Here is a 16,716-nt window from a genome sequence, read left to right on the forward strand (position 1 = left end):
CGCCGAGGCGCGAGCCTGGAACGACAAGCGGCGTAGCGTGCCGAGGTCGCCGTTGCAAGCGTTGCAGGTGCAGCGCGGGCTGGGTGTAGCGAAGACGAGGGATGTGGCGTGGCGTCATCGGAACTTGAACCCATGGCCGGATCGGGCCGACTGGCGGTCTGCGCCCTGCTGATGGCGGGGCTGCTTTCGGGCTGCGGCAATACGGGCGGCATCAATTTGGTGGGCGGCGCCGGCACGAGCCTCAGCGGCGTCGTGCGCACCTATCAGCGCGGCTATGTGTTGAGCGAAGGCGCCTTGGAACAGGTGCCCGTGGGCTCCAGCCAGGAGCAGGTCCTCCTGGTGCTCGGCACCCCCTCCACCGTCGCCACCGTTCAGGGCGACGTCTTCTATTATATCTCGCAGACCGAAAAGAAGGTGGCGTTCCTGAAGCCGGAAATCACCGACCAAAAGGTGCTCGCCATCTATTTCGGCAAGGACCGGCGTGTCAGCCGCATCGCCAATTACGGGCTGAAGGACGGCAAGATCTTCGACTTCGTCTCGCAGACCACGCCCACCTCCGGCGAAGAGCTGAGCGTGCTGAAGCAACTCATCAACGCCACCAACTTCACCGCCAGCCCCGGCGGCCTCTAAGGACGTGGATCGCCGTCTAACTTATTGATGAGCGGCAAATTTACCGCCTGCCTGGAATCGCAAGGCGATCCCAGGCAGGTGGATTTGGCTCTAGAGATAGGCGCGGGCGATGGCGAGGAAATCGCCCGCCTTCAGGCTCGCCCCGCCCACCAGGGCGCCGTCCACGTCGGCGGCATTGAGGAGCGCGGTGCAATTCTCAGGCTTTACCGAGCCGCCATAGAGGATTCGCACGCGCGCCGCCTCGGCGCCGGCCCGTTCGGACAGCACGCGGCGAATCTCCCCGTGCATCTCCTCCACATCCTCAACCGTAGGCACGAGCCCGCTGCCGATGGCCCAGACCGGCTCATAGGCGACCACGAGCGTATCGGCACTCGCGCCGTCCGGCACCGAGCCGCGCACCTGCGCCGCCACCACGGCCAGCGCCTCCCCCGCCTCGCGCTGGGCCTGGGTCTCGCCGACACAGACGATAGCCGTGAGGCCAGTGCGCCAGGCAGCCTGCGCCTTTGCGCGCACCGTCTCGTCGCTCTCCTGATGGTCCGAGCGGCGCTCGCTGTGGCCGACGATCACGAAGCGCGCCCCGGCATCGGCCAGCATCTCGGCGGAGACATCGCCGGTATGGGCGCCGGAGGCCTTCTTGTGGCAGTCCTGTCCACCGACGGCGATGGGCGAGCCCGCCGCCTCGGCCGCGAACTGCGCCAAAAGGGTCGCGGGCGGGCAGATCAGCAGGTCCACCTTCTCCGCGAGGGGCGCGCCGCACCCCTCGATCATGGCGAGAAGTTCCGCGCCTGAATGCCTCAACCCGTTCATCTTCCAGTTTCCGGCGACGAGCGGACGGCGGGCGACAGGCATTCGGACCTCCTGAATTAATGAGTTTCCGTGCGTTAGCAGAGCCTTGGGTCGGCTGCAAACTCAACGTTTCCGGTCCGTTGCGGCAAGCCTCCCCCCTCCCTATGATGCGCGCCTTCCGCGCCGGGTTGCCCGCGCTCCTCCGATCAGAAGCAAGATGGTACTCCAGACTCTCCGCAAGGGCGCCTCCGGGCTCATCGCCAAAGCCTTCCTCATCGTCCTCACCGTCAGCTTTGTCATCTGGGGCATTGCGGACGTCTTCCGCGGCTATGGCACCAGCGCCGTGGCCAAGGTCGGCGATACGGAAATTCCCGTGGCCGCCTTCCGACAGCAATATCTCGACCAGATCCAGCGCATCAGCCGCTCGACTGGCCGCGCTATTACCCCGGACCAGGCCCGCGCCTTCGGGCTCGACCGGCAGATCCTCAACCAGATGATCGCCGAGGCGGCGCTGGACGACGACATCAAGCGGCGCGGCCTTGCTTTGTCCGATGACGAGATCGCCCGCGAGATTCGCGCCAATCCCGCCTTCCGGCGCCCCGGTGCAGCGGAATTCGAGCCGGCTTATTTCGAGCAGCTCCTGCGCGCCAACGGCCTCAATGAGACCCGCTTCATCGCCATGGAGAAGCAGCGGGTGCTGCGCCAGGAGATCGTCGAATCGCTCGGCGGCGAGATTTCGGTCCCTGCGGTCCTGCGCGACGCGCTGCACCGCTATGAGAGCGAGCAGCGCGACATCGCCTATGTAGCCATCACGCCGGCGGCGGCGGGCACCTTGCCCGAGCCGACCGAGGAGCAACTCCGGGCATTCTACGACGCGCACAAGATCACCTTCCGCGCGCCGGAATACCGCAAGATGGCGCTGCTCGCGCTCACGCCCGCCTCGCTCGCGCAGTGGGTCCAGGTTTCGGACGCGGACGCGAAGGCGGCTTATGACAGCAACCCCGCCCGCTTCGGCACCGCCGAGCGGCGCCAGGTTCAGCAGATCGTCTTCTCCAATGCGGCGGACGCCCAGGCGGCGGACGACAAGATCAAAGCCGGCGCGAGCTTCCTCGACATTGCCGCCGCACGCGGGCTTACCGCCAAGGACGTGGACCTCGGCCTCGTCACCAAGGCCGATTTGATCGATCCGAAGATCGCCGAGGCCGCCTTCTCGTTGCCGGCCGACGGTACGAGCGGGCCCATTCCCGGCGCCTTTGGCTCGGCCCTCGTCCATGTGGTCAAGATCGAGCCCGGCCAGCAGCAGCCGTTCGAGCAGGTGCAGAACCAGCTTCGCCAGGAACTTGCCGTCGATCGCGCCCGCCGCGACCTGCTGGACAAGCACGACGCCATCGAGGACGAGCGCGCTTCCGGCTCGACCCTAACCGAGCTGACCCAGAAGCTCGGCCTCCCCCTTGAGACGGTGGACGCCGTGGACCGCTCCGGCCGCGATCCCACGGGCGCAGAGGTCACCGACATTCCCGCCCGCGCCGAAGTGGTGGGCGGCGCATTCGCCACCCAGCCCGGCGTTGAGACCGATGCCGTGCAGCTGCCCCAGAACGGTGGCTATGTCTGGTACGACGTGCTGGAGGTCACTCCCTCTCGCGAGCGGCCGTTCGACGAGGTGAAGGATCAGGTGCGCGCCCGCTGGACCGAGGAGGAGACGGTGAAAGCCGTGGAGGCCAAGGCCAAGGAACTGCTCGACGCCGTCCAGGGCGGAAAGCCCCTGGCGGAGGTTGCTGCGGGGGCGAATCTCGAGGTGAAGACTGCTGACGGCCTCCAGCGCGGTCGTGCCGGCGCCGACTTCTCCACCGACGCCCTGAACCGCATCTTCGATGTGAAGGCCGGCGCCTCCGGCACCGCGCCCGGAACCGTCCCCACCGAGCGCCTGATCTTCCAGGTGACCAAGGTGACGGTGCCTCCCGCAGGCCCCGCCGACGAGCAGGTGGCCGGGCAGATCGCCCAGCAGATGGAGAACGATCTTCTCGCCCAGTATGTGGACGGCCTGCGCAAGGAAGTCGGCGTCTATGTCAACGAGCGCTCGTTCCAGAGCGCCGTCGGCAGCGGGCAGTGAGCGCCCCATGAACGCGCCCACCGATTTCGATGGCTTCGCCCGGCGCTACGCGCAGGGCGAAGCGCAGGTGGTCTCCACCACGCTGATCGCGGACCTGGAGACCCCGGTTTCCGCCTTCCTGAAGATCGCCGGCGAAAAGCCCAACGCCTTCCTGCTGGAATCGGTGGAAGGCGGGGAGACGCGCGGTCGCTATTCCATGATCGGGCTCGACCCGGACGTGATCTGGCGCGCCAATGGCAACAGGGCCGAGATCAACCGGCAGGCCCTGACGGACAAGCTCACCTTCGTCCCCTGCCCCGAGCCGCCACTGGCCGCGCTGCGCGCGCTGCTGGCCGAATCGGCCATTCCCCTTCCCGAAGGCGCACCGCCCATGGCGGCCGGGGTGTTCGGCTATCTCGGCTACGACATGGTCCGTCAGATGGAGCGGCTCGGCCCGGCCAAGGCCGATCCCATCGGCGTGCCCGAGGCTCTCCTCATCCGCCCCACCATCATGGTGGTGTTCGACGCGGTGAAGGACGAGCTCACGGCGGTGACACCGGTGCGCCCGCAGCCGGGCGTGCCCGCCAAGGCGGCGTTCGAGGCGGCGCTGGAGCGGCTGGACGGCATCGTCGCCGCCCTCGACCGGCCCATGGCCCATCCCGCGCCCGAGCCGTTCCATGGCCATGTGGAGGCGACCTCCAACACCGGCGAGGCCGAATTCTGCGCCATGGTGGACAAGGCGAAGGAATATATCCGCGCCGGCGATGTCTTCCAGGTGGTGCTCTCCCAACGCTTCGAGAGCCCCTTCACGCTTCCGCCCTTCGCCTTGTATCGCGCCCTGCGGCGCATCAATCCCGCGCCCTTCCTGGTCTATCTGAACTTCGAGGGGTTCTCGGTGGTCTGCTCCAGCCCCGAGATCCTGGTGCGGCTGCGGGGCGGCAAGGTCACCATCCGCCCCATCGCCGGCACGCGCCGGCGCGGCGCGACCCCGGGCGAGGACGATGCCCTGGCGGCCGAGCTGCTGGCCGATCCCAAGGAGCGGGCCGAGCATCTCATGCTGCTGGATCTCGGCCGCAACGATGCCGGGCGCGTCTCGCAGATCGGCACCGTCGAGGTCACCGACAGCTTTTTCATCGAGCGCTACAGCCAGGTGATGCACATCGTCTCCAACGTGGAAGGGCGCATCGACAATCGATTCGATGCCCTCGATGCGCTGGCGGCAGGCTTCCCGGCCGGCACGGTCTCCGGCGCGCCCAAGGTGCGGGCCATGGAGATCATCGACGAGCTGGAGAAGGACAAGCGCGGCATCTATGCCGGCGCCATCGGCTATTTCGGCGCCAATGGCGAGATGGACACCTGCATTGTCCTGCGCACCGCGGTGGTGAAGGACGGGCGCATGTATGTCCAGGCGGGCGCCGGGCTGGTCTACGATTCCGTGCCCGTCAGCGAGCACCAGGAATGCGTGAACAAGGCCAAGGCCCTATTCCGCGCGGGCGAAGAAGCCGTGCGCTTCGCCGCCCGGGCGAACCGGGGGCAGTAGGCCCCTCACCCCGCCTTTTGCGACCGCCGCGCCAGCTGCGCGGCGGGCCACGCCAGCGCCAAGAGGCCGATGCCGGCGCCGATGAACATGCCGCTCGGGCCGATGAACGGCACCACCTGCGCGGCAATGGCGGCCCCCGACGCCTGGCCGGTCCAGAAGCTCGTCGCATAGAGCGCGACGCTGGACCCGCGCGCGGTGGGCACCAGCTCGGTGGCCATGATCTGGATCATGTTGTGGATCATGTAGAAGCCGAACCCGCCCATGGCGAACAGCACCACCACCGCGGGCAGGAACGGCACCTCGGCGATCAGGATGAAGCTGCCCCCCGCCATCAGCGCGCCCGCCGCAGCCATGCCCGGCAAGCCGAGAGTGCGCAGGACCGGGGTGACGAAGATGGTGTAGAGGATGCCGCCCACCCCGAAGGCGCCCAGCGAGATCCCCGCCTCCAGCGCGCCACCGAAGCCGTGGTCGATCATGTGGGCGGCCACGAACGGGAAGCAGCCGAAGATCAGCGCGCCCTCTATGGCGACGATGATGAACAGGCGGATGGACACCGGATTCTGAAGCACCACGCGGTACTTCGCGAGGGAATCGCCGAAGGACAGCTTCTGCCGCACGGCCGTCTCGCTGACGAACGTCATCATGGCGACGGTGGCGACCAGAGTGAGCGCGACCGACACCCAGAACACCGCGCGCCAGCCGAAAGCCGTGGCGATGACGCCCGATATGGCGGCGCCGCTGAGCTGCCCCAGCACGATGAGCATCAGGATGCGCCCCAGCGCAGCGGGCCGCTCGGCGAAAGAGAAGCGATCGCCCACCAGCGCGAAGGACACCGGGATGATGCCGCCCGCCCACGCGCCGGTCAGGACGCGCGCCACCATGAGGAAGCTGTGCGAGGGCGCGAGGGCGCAGGCGACGAGGCAAATGGTGAGCATCGCCAGCGTGACACGGATCAGCCGCACCTTGCCCACGGCATCGCCGATGGGCCCGAACAGCAGCTGCGTCATGGCATAAGGCGCGGCAAAGGCTGACGATAGCAACGCCGCTTGTTGCAGCGTCACTTCGAGGTCAGCAGCGATGAGGTTCAGCGTCGGCTCCACTGCGCGCATGGAAAAGGCGCTTGCGAAGCCGGCAAAGCCAAGGATGAGGGTGAAGGGCATTTTCGCTGGAAAAAGGAAGGCGACCTTACATTCTCTTTCGTCTGCCTCCTGTCAAGGCAATGTGGATCATGGCCGCTGGGGCATGCCCACGCTGGGCGCATGGCACGCTCTCGCTGGCGTGCATTGACACGGTGCACAAAATCCTTATTTTGCAAGGCGTCGTCCGAGCTTTATCGAATCCAAGCGCGCCGAACGACGACCACTCGCACAGCCCCGTTCGGCATGGGGCGCGCGATAGGCGGGGCGCTGCCGCAATAAGCGACGCAATGTCATTTTCCGAACTCGGCCTGAGTGAAAAAGTCCTCTCGGCCGTAGAGGCGACGGGCTACACCACGCCCACACCTATCCAGGCCCAGGCCATTCCGCACGTTCTCGCCCGGCGCGACGTGCTCGGACTGGCCCAGACCGGCACCGGCAAGACCGCCGCCTTCACGCTGCCTATGCTCACGCTCCTGGAGCAGGGCCGGGCGCGGGCGCGCATGCCGCGCACACTCATCCTTGAGCCGACCCGCGAACTCGCCGCCCAGGTGGAAGAGAGCTTCGTCCGCTACGGGAAGAACCATAAACTCAACGTCGCCCTCCTCATTGGCGGCGTCTCCTTCGGCGACCAGGATTCCAAGCTGCTGCGCGGCGTGGACGTGCTGATTGCCACCCCCGGCCGCCTGCTCGACCATGTGGAGCGCGGCCGGCTCCTGCTCTCCGGCATCGAGGTGCTCGTCATCGACGAGGCCGACCGCATGCTGGACATGGGCTTCATCCCGGACATCGAGCGCGTCTGCAAGCTGGTGCCCTTCACCCGGCAGACTCTGTTCTTCTCCGCGACCATGCCGCCGGAAATCCAGCGGCTGGTGTCGCAATTCCTCTCCAATCCGGTGCGGGTCGAGGTCTCCAAGCCCGCCTCCACCGCCACCACGGTCACGCAGGTGCTCGTGGCCTCCGGCAGCGAGGATTACGAGAAGCGCGACGTGCTGCGCGAACTCATCCGCAGCGTGGACGGCCTGCAGAACGCCATCGTCTTCTGCAACCGCAAGCGCGAGGTGGCCGTGCTCCACCGCTCGCTCCAGAAGCACGGCTTCAACGCCGTGTGCCTGCACGGCGACATGGACCAGCATTCCCGTACCCAGGCGCTGGACCAGTTCCGCAGCGGCGAGGCGACCATATTGGTGGCATCCGACGTCGCGGCACGCGGCCTCGACATTCCCGCCGTGAGCCACGTCTTCAATTATGACGTGCCCCATCATGCGGAGGACTATGTCCACCGCATCGGCCGGACCGGCCGCGCCGGGCGCTCCGGCAGCGCCATCTCCATCATGACCCATGAGGACAACAAGTCCCTGGCGGCCATCGAGAAGCTCATCGGCAACCCGATCCCGTGGAGCGGCGAGCCCTTGGGCGAAGCGCCGGCCCGCGCACGCCGCGATGACAAGCGCGGTGGTGGCCGCAGCGAGAAGAACCGGGCCTCCGGGCGCGGCGGCAGGGATCGCGAGCGCGGACCCTCGCCCGACCGGGAGCGGGCTCCCGAGCGGGAAAATTCGCCCGCACGCGAACGTGGGCCTGCGCGCGAACGCGCTCCCAATCGTGAGCGCCGTGCCGAACATGCGGAAGGCGGGGAAGTCCGCGAACGTTCACGGCCGCCGCGCGCGGCCGAGCCGGCGGACCACCACGACGCACCCGTCGCGGCCCGGCAAAGCCGCCCGCCGCGCCGCGAGCACGACCGCTCGGCGAACGAGCCTGCGGACATGTCCCACCTGCCGGCCTTCCTTCTGCGCCCCGTGCGGGTGAAGGCGGGCTGAGTTTCTTGTCCGGGGAATGACTTTAGGGTCGTCATGGCCGGACTTGATCCGGCCATCTCCCTCGGGAGCGGGCGGACCAAGCCTCCCAGGGGATCCCCGGATCAAGTCCGGGGATGACGATATGAAAAGGCGCCAGCCCGCTCATTTCTGAAGGTGGATCGGCCTCAGGCCTTTCGTGTCTTCTTCTTCACCGCGCTCGCCCGCGCCACCGCCAAGGCCCGCCGCGCCAGCTCGGCCATTTCTTCCGGCGAATCCAGGGCCTCTTCCGGCAGCGACCAATAGGGCAGGCTCATGGGCCGCCCCTTCGCGAGATAGGTGAAGCGCGCGCAGCCGCGTGCCTCCAGATCCGCCGCAAACGCGGCGTCGGCCTTGAGGAAAACCCCTTCCCCCGTATCGATGGCGAACATGACCCCCTCGGCATAGAGCCCGGCCCCGCCGAACATGCGCCGCGAGCGCACCGGGCCGAAGGCGGCGAACAGATCAGCGAGTTCGTCCTCGTTCAGCATGGTTTTTGGTCAGCCCACGAGGCGCAGCAGCCGCACGGCCGCCTGCATCTCCGCCTCCCGCGCCACGCGCCGGGCGGTGGCGAGTTCGTCTTCGCCCCATTGCTCGCGGTTCCAGTCCTCGTCCACATGGGCCGCCGCCCAGGCTTCGTCTGCCGAAAGCCGCCCGTGCACCAGCGCCAGCGCAAGCAGCGCGGAGCCCATCAGCGTGGTGAGGGATGCCGCCGCCGCGAGCCGCAGGGGATCGCGCGGCACGAGTGCGGCGATGCGGGCCAGCGTTTCCGCCGGCTGCTCCACATGGCGAATGCCCGCGCTCAGCATGAAGCGCGCGCCGTGGGCGGTGCGGAACCAGTCCAGAACCGGGTCCCAATGCTCCCCCTGGCGCGTCACCAGGCGGTCCGGGCCCTCGGCGCGATAACAGAGAAGATCGGTGCCGGCATAGCGCACGATTTCCTCCGCCGACGCCTCGGGATCTGCCGCCACGCCGTCGAGCGCCACATTCACAAGGCGCGTCAGGGGCATGCTGAAGGGATCAATCTCATCCTTCTGCGCCGCCCATTCCTCGGCCAGCGCCTCGGCCAGAGCACGGGAAGGAACGGCCAGCAGCGCCCGCGCCGGCGTGCGCACGGGCCGCCCGTCGAGCAGCACGCGGAATAACCCGTCCTCGCCCTCCCCCACCGAGACCTCGGTATAAAAACGCTTGGGGAGTGCCTGGCGCTGGGCGGCCCGCACAGCGCCGGCCGGGTCCGGAGCGTCGCCGGTTCCATCTACGAGATCGCGCATGGCAGGCTCCTTCGATCTGTCGCGGCTCAGGCGGCCGCGCGGGCGAGCAGCGTGCTCACCGCAGCAGGGAGCGCCGCCGCATCCTCCACCAGCATGTCGGCGCCGGCGGCCACAAGCTGGCTGTGGTGATGATAGCCCCAGGTGACCCCCACCGCCCAGGCGCCCGCCGCCTTCGCCATCTGCATGTCATAAGTGGTATCGCCCACCACCACTGTTGCCCCCGCCATGCCGCCCAGTTCCGCCATGGCCTGGTGCACCATGGCAGGGTGGGGCTTGGAGGGCGCGTCGTCAGCGGTCTGGATGGTGGAGAACCAGCCTTCCATGGCGTGCTCCTGCAGGACACGCTTGACGCCGCGCTGCGACTTGCCGGTGACGATGCCCAGCAGCGTGCCCGGTTCCCCGCGCACCAGATCCACCGCATCGCGCATGCCCGCGAACATGGGCTCTGTGGGCTCAGACGCGCGCAATTGGTGGAAGGCGTTTTTGTAGGCCTCCACCATGATTTCGACGGGAAAGGCGGGATCGCCGCTCGAGAGCACGGCGAAGGTTTCCGGCAGCGAGAGGCCCACCACGGACAGGATCACTTCGCGCGGCGGCACCGCGATGCCATGTGCGCGATACGCCGCCGACATGGCGGAGACGATCAGGTGCTGCCCGTCCACCAGAGTGCCGTCGCAATCGAACAAAACCAGCTTGAGATCGGCGGCGCTCATTTCTGGGTCAGCTTGTCGGTCGAAAGGTCGTAGGTCCAGGACGCACCCGTGGGGTCCGTGAAGGCGATGGCGGTGAAGCCGCGCGTCTTGCACTGCCGCGGGAATGGGCCCGAGGCGATCAATTCCACCGCCGTCTTGGCGGGGAACGTGAAGGCGATGCTCATCACCGTGGCCTGCGGCCCAGTTGCGGCCACCTTCAGGTCGAGGCCGTTCCGGACGAAATTCTCCTGCGTGGTGCGGGCATAGTCCTTGCGCGCCGGCTCATCCGCCGACGGCATCGCCACGTTGGGGCCCACATGGGGAAGCGGCAGGGGCGCCTCGTCCGACGGCGGACCCTGCAATGCGGCGGGGCCGCCCGGAAGCGTGGGAACGGTGGGAGATATCTGCAGCGACGGGACGATGTCCTGCGGCACGGGCGCCGCCGCCTGCTGCTGCGCCGGAGGCCCACCGGGGCTCAGCACCAGCCACACGCCCGCGCCGGCAAGCAGCGCCACCACAACGCCGCCCGCGCCCACCAGGATGGGGAGAAGGGAGGATCTGCGGTGCAAGGCGGCTCCGCAGTCCGGGCATTCATGTGCCTTGGGATGCACATCCGCTCCGCAGCCGGGGCACCGGTCTGGCAGTCGGCTCATGCATCACCTCCCTTACACTCCAACCCAGCCTTTAGCCTGCTTTGCCGCCCGGGGGAACGCCCTTGCGGAAAGCCAAGCGCCACCATGGGGTTGGCTTCACTCTTCCGGCGCTTCCAGGATCGGGTCGTATTGCGAGGCGTCGAAGCCAAGCACCGCCCAGGACTGCGCCATGTGCGGCGGCAGGGGCGCGGAGACGTCGATGGTGCCCGTCCCGCGCGGATGCGGGATGACGATCCGCCGCGCCAACAGGTGCAGTCGTTTTTGGAGCCCGCCCGGAAATTCCCAGTTCTCGATGTCGAAATATTTCGGGTCGCCGACGATGGGATGGCCGATATGGGCCATGTGTGCGCGCAGCTGGTGGGTGCGGCCGGTCACCGGCTTCAGCGAGATCCAGCTCATCTTCTGCGCCGCCTGGTCCACCACGGCGTAATAGGTGATGGCGTGGCTCGCCTCATCCTCGCCATGGCGGGCGACGCGCATGCGCTCCTCCGCTTCCTCGCGGGCGAGATAGGTGGAGATGCGCCCCTGGCGCGGTTTGGGCACGCCGGGCACCAGCGCCCAATAGATCTTGCGCGCTTCCCGGGAGCGGAAGCTTTTCGCGAGCACCGAGGCGGCGAGGCGCGACTTCGCCACCAGCAGGCACCCGGATGTGTCCTTGTCGATGCGGTGGACGAGGCGGGGCTTCTGGCCGTCCTTGTCCCGCAGCACCTCCAGCATGCCGTCAATGTGCTTGTAGGTGCCCGAGCCGCCCTGCACCGCAAGGCCGAAGGGCTTGTTCAGCACCATCACGTCCTTGTCCTCGAACAAGGTGATGGAGCGCAGGAAATCGAGATCCGAAACCTTAGCCGCGCCGCCCGCCTTCGGCACGGCGCCGGAATTGGGCGTGCTGCCGGCCTTGGGTGCGCCGGCCGGTTTTGATCCCGGTTGCGCCTCTGCGCCAGCTTCCGGCTCTGCACCGGCCTCGCCGCCCAGTGGCGGCACGCGCACGCTCTGCCCGCTTTCCAGGCGGGTGGACGTCTTAACCCGCCCGCCGTCCACGCGAACCTGCCCGGTGCGCACCAGCTTCTGGAGGTGGCCGAAGGACAGATCCGGATAATGGGCCTTGAACCAGCGGTCGAGGCGCATGCCCGTCTCGTCCGCGCTTACCTGTTTCACCTCGACCGCCATTGGCCGGCCCCTCGCTACGGTCGGATTGAACCGCCCCTTCTAATGCGGGCGGTTCGCTCTGTCACGAAAAGGCCCGAACCAGGAAAAGACCGGCGAAGACGGCGATGAGGCACAGCACCAGCGACCCGAGCGCGTAAGCCGCCGCATAGCCGAGCGCGCCGCGCTCCACCAGCACCGCAAATTCGAGCGAGAAGGTGGAGAAGGTGGTGTAGCCGCCCAGCATTCCCGTGGTCAGGAACAGCCGCACGGGCTGGGGGATGGCGCCCATCTTCACCATGAACCAGGCGGTGAAGGCGCCCATGACGAAGCAGCCCGTCACGTTCACCGCCATGGTCACGTAAGGAAACTCCACCATGCCCAGCAGCCGCACGCCGGCGAGGTTCGCCAGATGACGCATGAGGCCGCCGACCCCGGCGCCCAGGAACACCACCAATGCCGACGTCATGCCCCGCCCCCGCTCACAGTCCGCCTTATCCTGCCCAGTCCTAGAGCCCGTGCCCAGAGAGCCAGTCCAAAGCCATACGCGCGATTTCGTCGCTGTTGTCGTCCATCATCAAAGCGTGGCTGTTGCCCGTGATGCCGCGCGCCGGCAGGTCGATCCATTCCACCGGCACGCCGGCCTTGGCGAGCGCATCCGCCCAGCGCTCCACATTGGGCCGGTACTGGACCCAGAACTCGCTGCCGCCGAGATGGTCGCCCCAGATGAAGAGATGCGGCACGCCGGCCAGCCTGCCCGCATCCTCCACCGTGGGATCGGGCGCGCCCGAGGGCTCCAGCGCCATCACCGCCTTCACCTTCTCCGGCGCGTGGAGCGCGGCGTGGAAGCCGAAACTGCCGCCCTGGCTGTGCATGAGCAGGACGCAATGATCCATGCGCGCGACCAGCGCGTCGTAGGCCGTCTGCGTGCGCTCGTCGTTGCAGCTCCAGCGTGGCACGCAGCTTTTCATGAAGGCGTCGAAATCCTTCAGCGGGAAGCGGCAGCCGGGATAGGCGCGGCGCAAGGCCGGGTCCTTGTGGTAGGAGCCGTGCGGGCCGAACCGGAACACCTCGGTCCATGCCTCCTCCGCCGTGCGGAAGAAGGGGGCTTCCGGGTAGATCTCCGGCGATGGCGCAAACCCCGCCCTGCCCCGCTCCACGGCATCGGAGACGAACACGTCGAGGCCCGCGCGCAGGAAGATCGTCTGCCATCCGGGCCGCCCGTCCGGCGTCCCTTCCCAATTGGCCCCGGTCATTCCCCCGCCGTGCCACATGAGGACGGGCACCGGCGAGCGCGGCGCGGCGAGCCGCACATACTGGACATACATCTGCCCAACCGCCATCTCGCCATTCTGCTCGATGGGCCGCACCGGGCCGCCGGGCGTGCTGATGCGATGGCGCTGGGGCATGCCCGCGAGGCTGACGATCTCGCCGCCGATATGGAAGCTGCCCATGTCGCGGACGGTGAAGGTGTCGGAGGGAGGGGCAGCGGACACGGCATGCTCCAGGGGTTAGGCACGGAACTGAAACAGGTTTAGAGCACAGGTTCAGACCCGCGCTTCAAAAATGCCTATGGGAACGCGAAGGGATCACCCCTCTCCCCGCTCCGCCCTCAGCTTCGCCCAGTATTCCATGCGCTTTCTCACCTCGCGCTCGAAGCCGCGTTCCACGGGGTGGTAGAAGCTCTGCCGTCCCAGCTGCTCGGGGAAATAGTTCTGGCCGGAGAAGGCGTCCGGCTCGTCATGGTCATAGCGATAGCCGGAGCCGTAGCCCTCGTTCTTCATCAGCTTGGTGGGCGCGTTGAGAATGTGCTTGGGCGGCATTAGCGAGCCCCCCTCCTTGGCCGCGCGCACTGCAGCCTTCCAGGCGGTGTAGACAGCGTTGGATTTCGGCGCCGTGGCGAGGTAGACGGCCGCTTCCGCCAGCGCCAGTTCACCCTCCGGCGAGCCCAGGAAGTCGTAGGCGTCCTTCGCCGCATTGGCCACGGTGAGCGCATTGGGATCGGCGAGGCCGATATCCTCCACCGCCATGCGCACCAGGCGGCGGGCAAGGAAAAGCGGGTTCTCCCCGGCGTCCAGCATGCGCGCGAGATAATAGAGGGAAGCGTCGGGGTCCGAGCCGCGCACCGCCTTATGGAGCGCGGAGATGAGGTTGTAGTGGCCGTCCTCGCTCTTGTCGTAGATGGGCGCGCGCCGCTGCACCACCTCCTGCAAGCCAGCCGCGTCGAACACCTCGCCCGGCCGTGCCGCGCGCCACACCTCTTCCAGAAGCGTCAGCGCCGCCCGCCCGTCTCCGTCCGCCATGCGCAGCAAGGAGGCACGGGCGTCCTCGTCCAGCGGCAAAGGACGCTTTTCCAGCTCCTCGGCACGCGCGATGAGGCGCGAGATGGCCACATCGTCCAGCGGCTGGAACACCAGCACCCTGGCGCGGGAGAGAAGCGCGGCATTCAGCTCGAAGGACGGGTTCTCGGTGGTCGCCCCCACCAGGATCACCGTGCCGTCCTCCATCACGGGGAGGAAGCTGTCCTGCTGGGCGCGGTTGAAGCGGTGGATCTCGTCCACAAACAACAGCGTCCCCTGCCCCGTGGAGCGGCGGAACCGGGCCTGTTCGAACAGCTTCTTCAGGTCAGCGACGCCCGAGAAAATGGCCGAGATCTGCTCGAAATGAAGCTGCGTAACATGGGAGAGCAGCCGCGCCACGGTGGTCTTGCCGGTGCCCGGCGGGCCCCACAGGATGAGGGAGCCGAGCGAGCGGGATTCCACCATGCGGGTCAGGATGCCGTCCCGCCCCACCAGATGGTCCTGCCCCACCACCTCGTCGAGGCGCTGGGGGCGCAGGCGGTCGGCGAGCGGGCGCGGCGCACCCACCTCAAGCCCGGCCGCCTCGAACAAAGTGCTCATGACCTTCCTTTTCCGCGCAACGCGCGGGCTCAGCCTCCGAGAACGGCGGTGATGGTGCGCCCGCCGCGCATCACCGTCACGCGCCACGCGCGGGACGAGCCGCGGGTGGCATTGTCCAGATCCTTGGTGCTGGCGATCTTGGTGCCGTTGACGTCGAGAATCATATCGCCTGGCCGGAAGCCCGCCGACTCGGCGGGCGAATTATCGGTGACATCCGAGACCACGACCCCCGTGCCGTCCGTATCGAGCCGCAATTCCTCGGCCACGGCCGGCGAGATGTTCACCGCCTTGATCCCGGCGAAGGGCGAGCGGCCGCGCAGCAGCACCTCCTCGCGCGGCACCGTTTCCGGCGCGGGGGCAAGCGAGATGGAGAGCTGGCTCTCCTTGCCGCGCCGGTTCACCGTCATCTGCGCCGTGCCGCCGAGGGGCCGCGTCGCGAGGCGGTAGGCGAGGGATTCGGGGTCGTCCACCTCCTGCCCTTCCACAGCGACGACGAGGTCCCCCACCTTCAGCCCCGCATCGGCAGCGGGGCTCGATGCCACCACCGTCTGCACCAGAACCCCGGTGGGGCGCGCGAGGCCGAGGCTCTCGGCGATCTCCGGCGTCACCCGCTGGAGCTTGGCGCCGAGCCAGGGCCGCCGCACGGACTTGCCCCCGCTCTTCGCCGATTCCACCACCACGCGAACCATGTTGGCGGGAATGGCGAAGCCGATGCCGTGAGAGCCGCCGGAGCGGGAGAAGATGGCGGTGTTGATGCCGATGAGCCGCCCGGCCATGTCCACGAGCGCGCCGCCGGAATTGCCGGGATTGATGGCCGCGTCGGTCTGGATGAAGAACTGGTAGTCGGAGATGCCGATCTGGGTGCGGGCCAGCGCCGAGACGATGCCCTGCGTCACCGTCTGGCCGACGCCGAAGGGATCGCCGATGGCGAGCACCAGGTCGCCCACCGCCAGCTCATCGGAATTGCCGAGCTCGATGACGGGGAAGCGCTCCTTGCCGTCGCCCTTCAGCCGCAGCACGGCAAGGTCCGTGCGCTGGTCGCTCAGCACCACGTCGGCGTCGAACTCCCGCCGATCGTTCAGCGCGATGCGGATCTGGTCCGCGCCCGCCACCACGTGATGGTTGGTGACCACGAACCCGCTCGCATCCACGATCACGCCTGAGCCGAGGGAGCGCTGCATCCGCTCCGGTCCGCCAAGACCCGGCCCCCCGCCGAAGAAGCGGCGGAAGAAAGGATCGTCCATGAACGGGTTGTTCTGCCGAAGGCTCTTCTGGGCATAGACATTCACGACGGCGGGCGCCGTGCGCTTCACCACCGGCGCGAACGAAAGCTGGATGTCGGAGCGCGATGCGGGGACACGCGCAGCATCCTGGGCAAAAGCCGGGCCGAGCGGCTGGGCCGCCAGGGCGACGACCGACAGGAGGCAAAGACGGAGGAACCGCGAACCCATTTCGACCTCCCGACGCCGACGGGCATCACAAAAGCTGCCGTATGCCGTGCTTGCCGTCGGATTGAAACGAAAAAAGGGCGGCCAAGGCCGCCCCTTCACAACGACGCAGCGTCGTTTCGGGTCCGTCAGGCCGCGGCAGCGGCCTCGGCGCGGGCGCGGTCGGCGGCGCCCTTGGCCTCCACGTCGCGATCGACGAACTCGATCACGGCCACGGGGGTCGAATCGCCATAGCGGAAGCCCGCCTTCACGATCCGCGTGTATCCGCCCGGACGCTCCTTGTAGCGGGGAGCGAGCACGTCGAAGAGCTTCTTCACCACGGCCTGGTCGCGCAGCTCGGCAATAGCCTGGCGGCGGGCATGCAGGTCGCCCTTGCGGGCGAGGGTAACTAGCTTCTCCACCACCGGGCGAAGATCCTTCGCCTTGGGCAGGGTGGTGACGATCTGCTCATGGGTGATGAGCGCGCCCGCGAGGTTAGAGAACATCGCCTTGCGATGTTCCCAGGTGCGGTTGAACTTGCGATGTACCTTGCCGTGACGCATGACGGCGAACTCCTAAAATCCTACGGCGTGTCGAGCCGAGTGTGGTTGTGCGGC

At 67.8% G+C, this 16,716-nt stretch carries 16 protein-coding genes; 4 read left to right on the top strand and 12 right to left on the bottom strand.

What is annotated here, in order from left to right:
* Nucleotides 1-132 precede the first annotated feature (132 nt).
* Nucleotides 133-630: an outer membrane protein assembly factor BamE gene (locus ABLE91_RS14130; RefSeq protein ID WP_348931563.1), complete on the top strand. Its 498-nt coding sequence runs from the start codon at nucleotides 133-135 to the stop codon at nucleotides 628-630.
* A 90-nt stretch (nucleotides 631-720) separates the two neighbouring features.
* On the opposite strand, the gene tpiA is transcribed toward ABLE91_RS14130, so the two are convergent.
* A complete protein-coding gene (gene tpiA / locus ABLE91_RS14135) occupies nucleotides 721-1,479 on the bottom strand; it encodes a triose-phosphate isomerase (protein ID WP_348931564.1) in 759 nt (252 codons plus the stop codon).
* Nucleotides 1,480-1,633: 154 nt separating this feature from the next.
* Between tpiA and ABLE91_RS14140 the strand changes: the two genes are divergently transcribed.
* Together ABLE91_RS14140 and trpE are read left to right on the top strand one after the other, a co-directional pair.
* Complete coding sequence (locus tag ABLE91_RS14140) at nucleotides 1,634-3,526, top strand: peptidylprolyl isomerase (RefSeq protein WP_348931565.1); 1,893 nt, start codon at nucleotides 1,634-1,636, stop codon at nucleotides 3,524-3,526.
* Nucleotides 3,527-3,533: 7 nt separating this feature from the next.
* Complete coding sequence (trpE, locus tag ABLE91_RS14145) at nucleotides 3,534-5,045, top strand: anthranilate synthase component I (protein WP_348931567.1); 1,512 nt, start codon at nucleotides 3,534-3,536, stop codon at nucleotides 5,043-5,045.
* A 5-nt stretch (nucleotides 5,046-5,050) separates the two neighbouring features.
* On the opposite strand, the gene ABLE91_RS14150 is transcribed toward trpE, so the two are convergent.
* Nucleotides 5,051-6,205, bottom strand: coding sequence for an MFS transporter (locus tag ABLE91_RS14150; RefSeq protein ID WP_348931569.1), 1,155 nt, complete (start codon nucleotides 6,203-6,205; stop codon nucleotides 5,051-5,053).
* A 266-nt stretch (nucleotides 6,206-6,471) separates the two neighbouring features.
* On the opposite strand from ABLE91_RS14150, the gene ABLE91_RS14155 reads away from it, so the two are divergent.
* Nucleotides 6,472-7,998: a DEAD/DEAH box helicase gene (locus tag ABLE91_RS14155; protein WP_348931571.1), complete on the top strand. Its 1,527-nt coding sequence runs from the start codon at nucleotides 6,472-6,474 to the stop codon at nucleotides 7,996-7,998.
* 164 nt (nucleotides 7,999-8,162) lie between these two features.
* Here ABLE91_RS14155 and ABLE91_RS14160 read toward each other — a convergent pair whose 3' ends face one another.
* From ABLE91_RS14160 to rplQ, 10 genes are all read right to left on the bottom strand, one after another.
* On the bottom strand, nucleotides 8,163-8,504 hold the full coding sequence (locus ABLE91_RS14160) for a TfoX/Sxy family protein (RefSeq protein WP_348931572.1): 342 nt from the start codon (nucleotides 8,502-8,504) through the stop codon (nucleotides 8,163-8,165).
* Nucleotides 8,505-8,513: 9 nt separating this feature from the next.
* Nucleotides 8,514-9,284, bottom strand: a complete 771-nt coding sequence (locus ABLE91_RS14165) for an ATP12 family chaperone protein (RefSeq protein WP_348931574.1) — start codon at nucleotides 9,282-9,284, stop codon at nucleotides 8,514-8,516.
* Nucleotides 9,285-9,310: 26 nt separating this feature from the next.
* Nucleotides 9,311-9,997 carry an HAD-IA family hydrolase gene (locus ABLE91_RS14170; RefSeq protein ID WP_348931576.1) on the bottom strand — a complete coding sequence of 229 codons (687 nt, stop codon included), beginning with the start codon at nucleotides 9,995-9,997 and terminating at the stop codon, nucleotides 9,311-9,313.
* Nucleotides 9,994-10,545 carry a hypothetical protein gene (locus ABLE91_RS14175; protein WP_348931577.1) on the bottom strand — a complete coding sequence of 184 codons (552 nt, stop codon included), beginning with the start codon at nucleotides 10,543-10,545 and terminating at the stop codon, nucleotides 9,994-9,996. The genes ABLE91_RS14170 and ABLE91_RS14175 overlap by 4 nt, the downstream gene beginning before the upstream one ends.
* A 180-nt stretch (nucleotides 10,546-10,725) precedes the next feature.
* Nucleotides 10,726-11,796 carry an RluA family pseudouridine synthase gene (locus tag ABLE91_RS14180; protein WP_348931579.1) on the bottom strand — a complete coding sequence of 357 codons (1,071 nt, stop codon included), beginning with the start codon at nucleotides 11,794-11,796 and terminating at the stop codon, nucleotides 10,726-10,728.
* Between the two features lie 61 nt (nucleotides 11,797-11,857).
* Nucleotides 11,858-12,241: a fluoride efflux transporter CrcB gene (gene crcB / locus ABLE91_RS14185; RefSeq protein ID WP_348931581.1), complete on the bottom strand. Its 384-nt coding sequence runs from the start codon at nucleotides 12,239-12,241 to the stop codon at nucleotides 11,858-11,860.
* Between the two features lie 40 nt (nucleotides 12,242-12,281).
* Nucleotides 12,282-13,268: an alpha/beta hydrolase gene (locus tag ABLE91_RS14190; RefSeq protein WP_348931582.1), complete on the bottom strand. Its 987-nt coding sequence runs from the start codon at nucleotides 13,266-13,268 to the stop codon at nucleotides 12,282-12,284.
* Between the two features lie 93 nt (nucleotides 13,269-13,361).
* Complete coding sequence (locus ABLE91_RS14195; protein WP_348931584.1) at nucleotides 13,362-14,672, bottom strand: replication-associated recombination protein A; 1,311 nt, start codon at nucleotides 14,670-14,672, stop codon at nucleotides 13,362-13,364.
* Nucleotides 14,673-14,701: 29 nt separating this feature from the next.
* Nucleotides 14,702-16,123, bottom strand: a complete 1,422-nt coding sequence (locus ABLE91_RS14200; RefSeq protein WP_348931586.1) for a DegQ family serine endoprotease — start codon at nucleotides 16,121-16,123, stop codon at nucleotides 14,702-14,704.
* Between the two features lie 125 nt (nucleotides 16,124-16,248).
* Nucleotides 16,249-16,662: a 50S ribosomal protein L17 gene (gene rplQ, locus ABLE91_RS14205; protein WP_348931587.1), complete on the bottom strand. Its 414-nt coding sequence runs from the start codon at nucleotides 16,660-16,662 to the stop codon at nucleotides 16,249-16,251.
* Nucleotides 16,663-16,716 lie beyond the last annotated feature (54 nt).

The organism is Aquabacter albus (assembly GCF_040049275.1).
Classification (GTDB): domain Bacteria; phylum Pseudomonadota; class Alphaproteobacteria; order Rhizobiales; family Xanthobacteraceae; genus Aquabacter.

Coding starts and splice junctions, on each gene's coding strand:
- ABLE91_RS14130 (WP_348931563.1), top strand. CDS start 133: ATGGCCGGATCGGGCCGACTGGCGGTCTGCGCCCTGCTGATGGCGGGG.
- ABLE91_RS14150 (WP_348931569.1), bottom strand. CDS start 6,205: ATGCCCTTCACCCTCATCCTTGGCTTTGCCGGCTTCGCAAGCGCCTTT.
- ABLE91_RS14140 (WP_348931565.1), top strand. CDS start 1,634: ATGGTACTCCAGACTCTCCGCAAGGGCGCCTCCGGGCTCATCGCCAAA.
- trpE (WP_348931567.1), top strand. CDS start 3,534: ATGAACGCGCCCACCGATTTCGATGGCTTCGCCCGGCGCTACGCGCAG.
- ABLE91_RS14155 (WP_348931571.1), top strand. CDS start 6,472: ATGTCATTTTCCGAACTCGGCCTGAGTGAAAAAGTCCTCTCGGCCGTA.
- ABLE91_RS14195 (WP_348931584.1), bottom strand. CDS start 14,672: ATGAGCACTTTGTTCGAGGCGGCCGGGCTTGAGGTGGGTGCGCCGCGC.
- ABLE91_RS14200 (WP_348931586.1), bottom strand. CDS start 16,123: ATGGGTTCGCGGTTCCTCCGTCTTTGCCTCCTGTCGGTCGTCGCCCTG.
- ABLE91_RS14180 (WP_348931579.1), bottom strand. CDS start 11,796: ATGGCGGTCGAGGTGAAACAGGTAAGCGCGGACGAGACGGGCATGCGC.
- ABLE91_RS14170 (WP_348931576.1), bottom strand. CDS start 9,997: ATGAGCGCCGCCGATCTCAAGCTGGTTTTGTTCGATTGCGACGGCACT.
- ABLE91_RS14160 (WP_348931572.1), bottom strand. CDS start 8,504: ATGCTGAACGAGGACGAACTCGCTGATCTGTTCGCCGCCTTCGGCCCG.
- crcB (WP_348931581.1), bottom strand. CDS start 12,241: ATGACGTCGGCATTGGTGGTGTTCCTGGGCGCCGGGGTCGGCGGCCTC.
- ABLE91_RS14165 (WP_348931574.1), bottom strand. CDS start 9,284: ATGCGCGATCTCGTAGATGGAACCGGCGACGCTCCGGACCCGGCCGGC.
- rplQ (WP_348931587.1), bottom strand. CDS start 16,662: ATGCGTCACGGCAAGGTACATCGCAAGTTCAACCGCACCTGGGAACAT.
- tpiA (WP_348931564.1), bottom strand. CDS start 1,479: ATGCCTGTCGCCCGCCGTCCGCTCGTCGCCGGAAACTGGAAGATGAAC.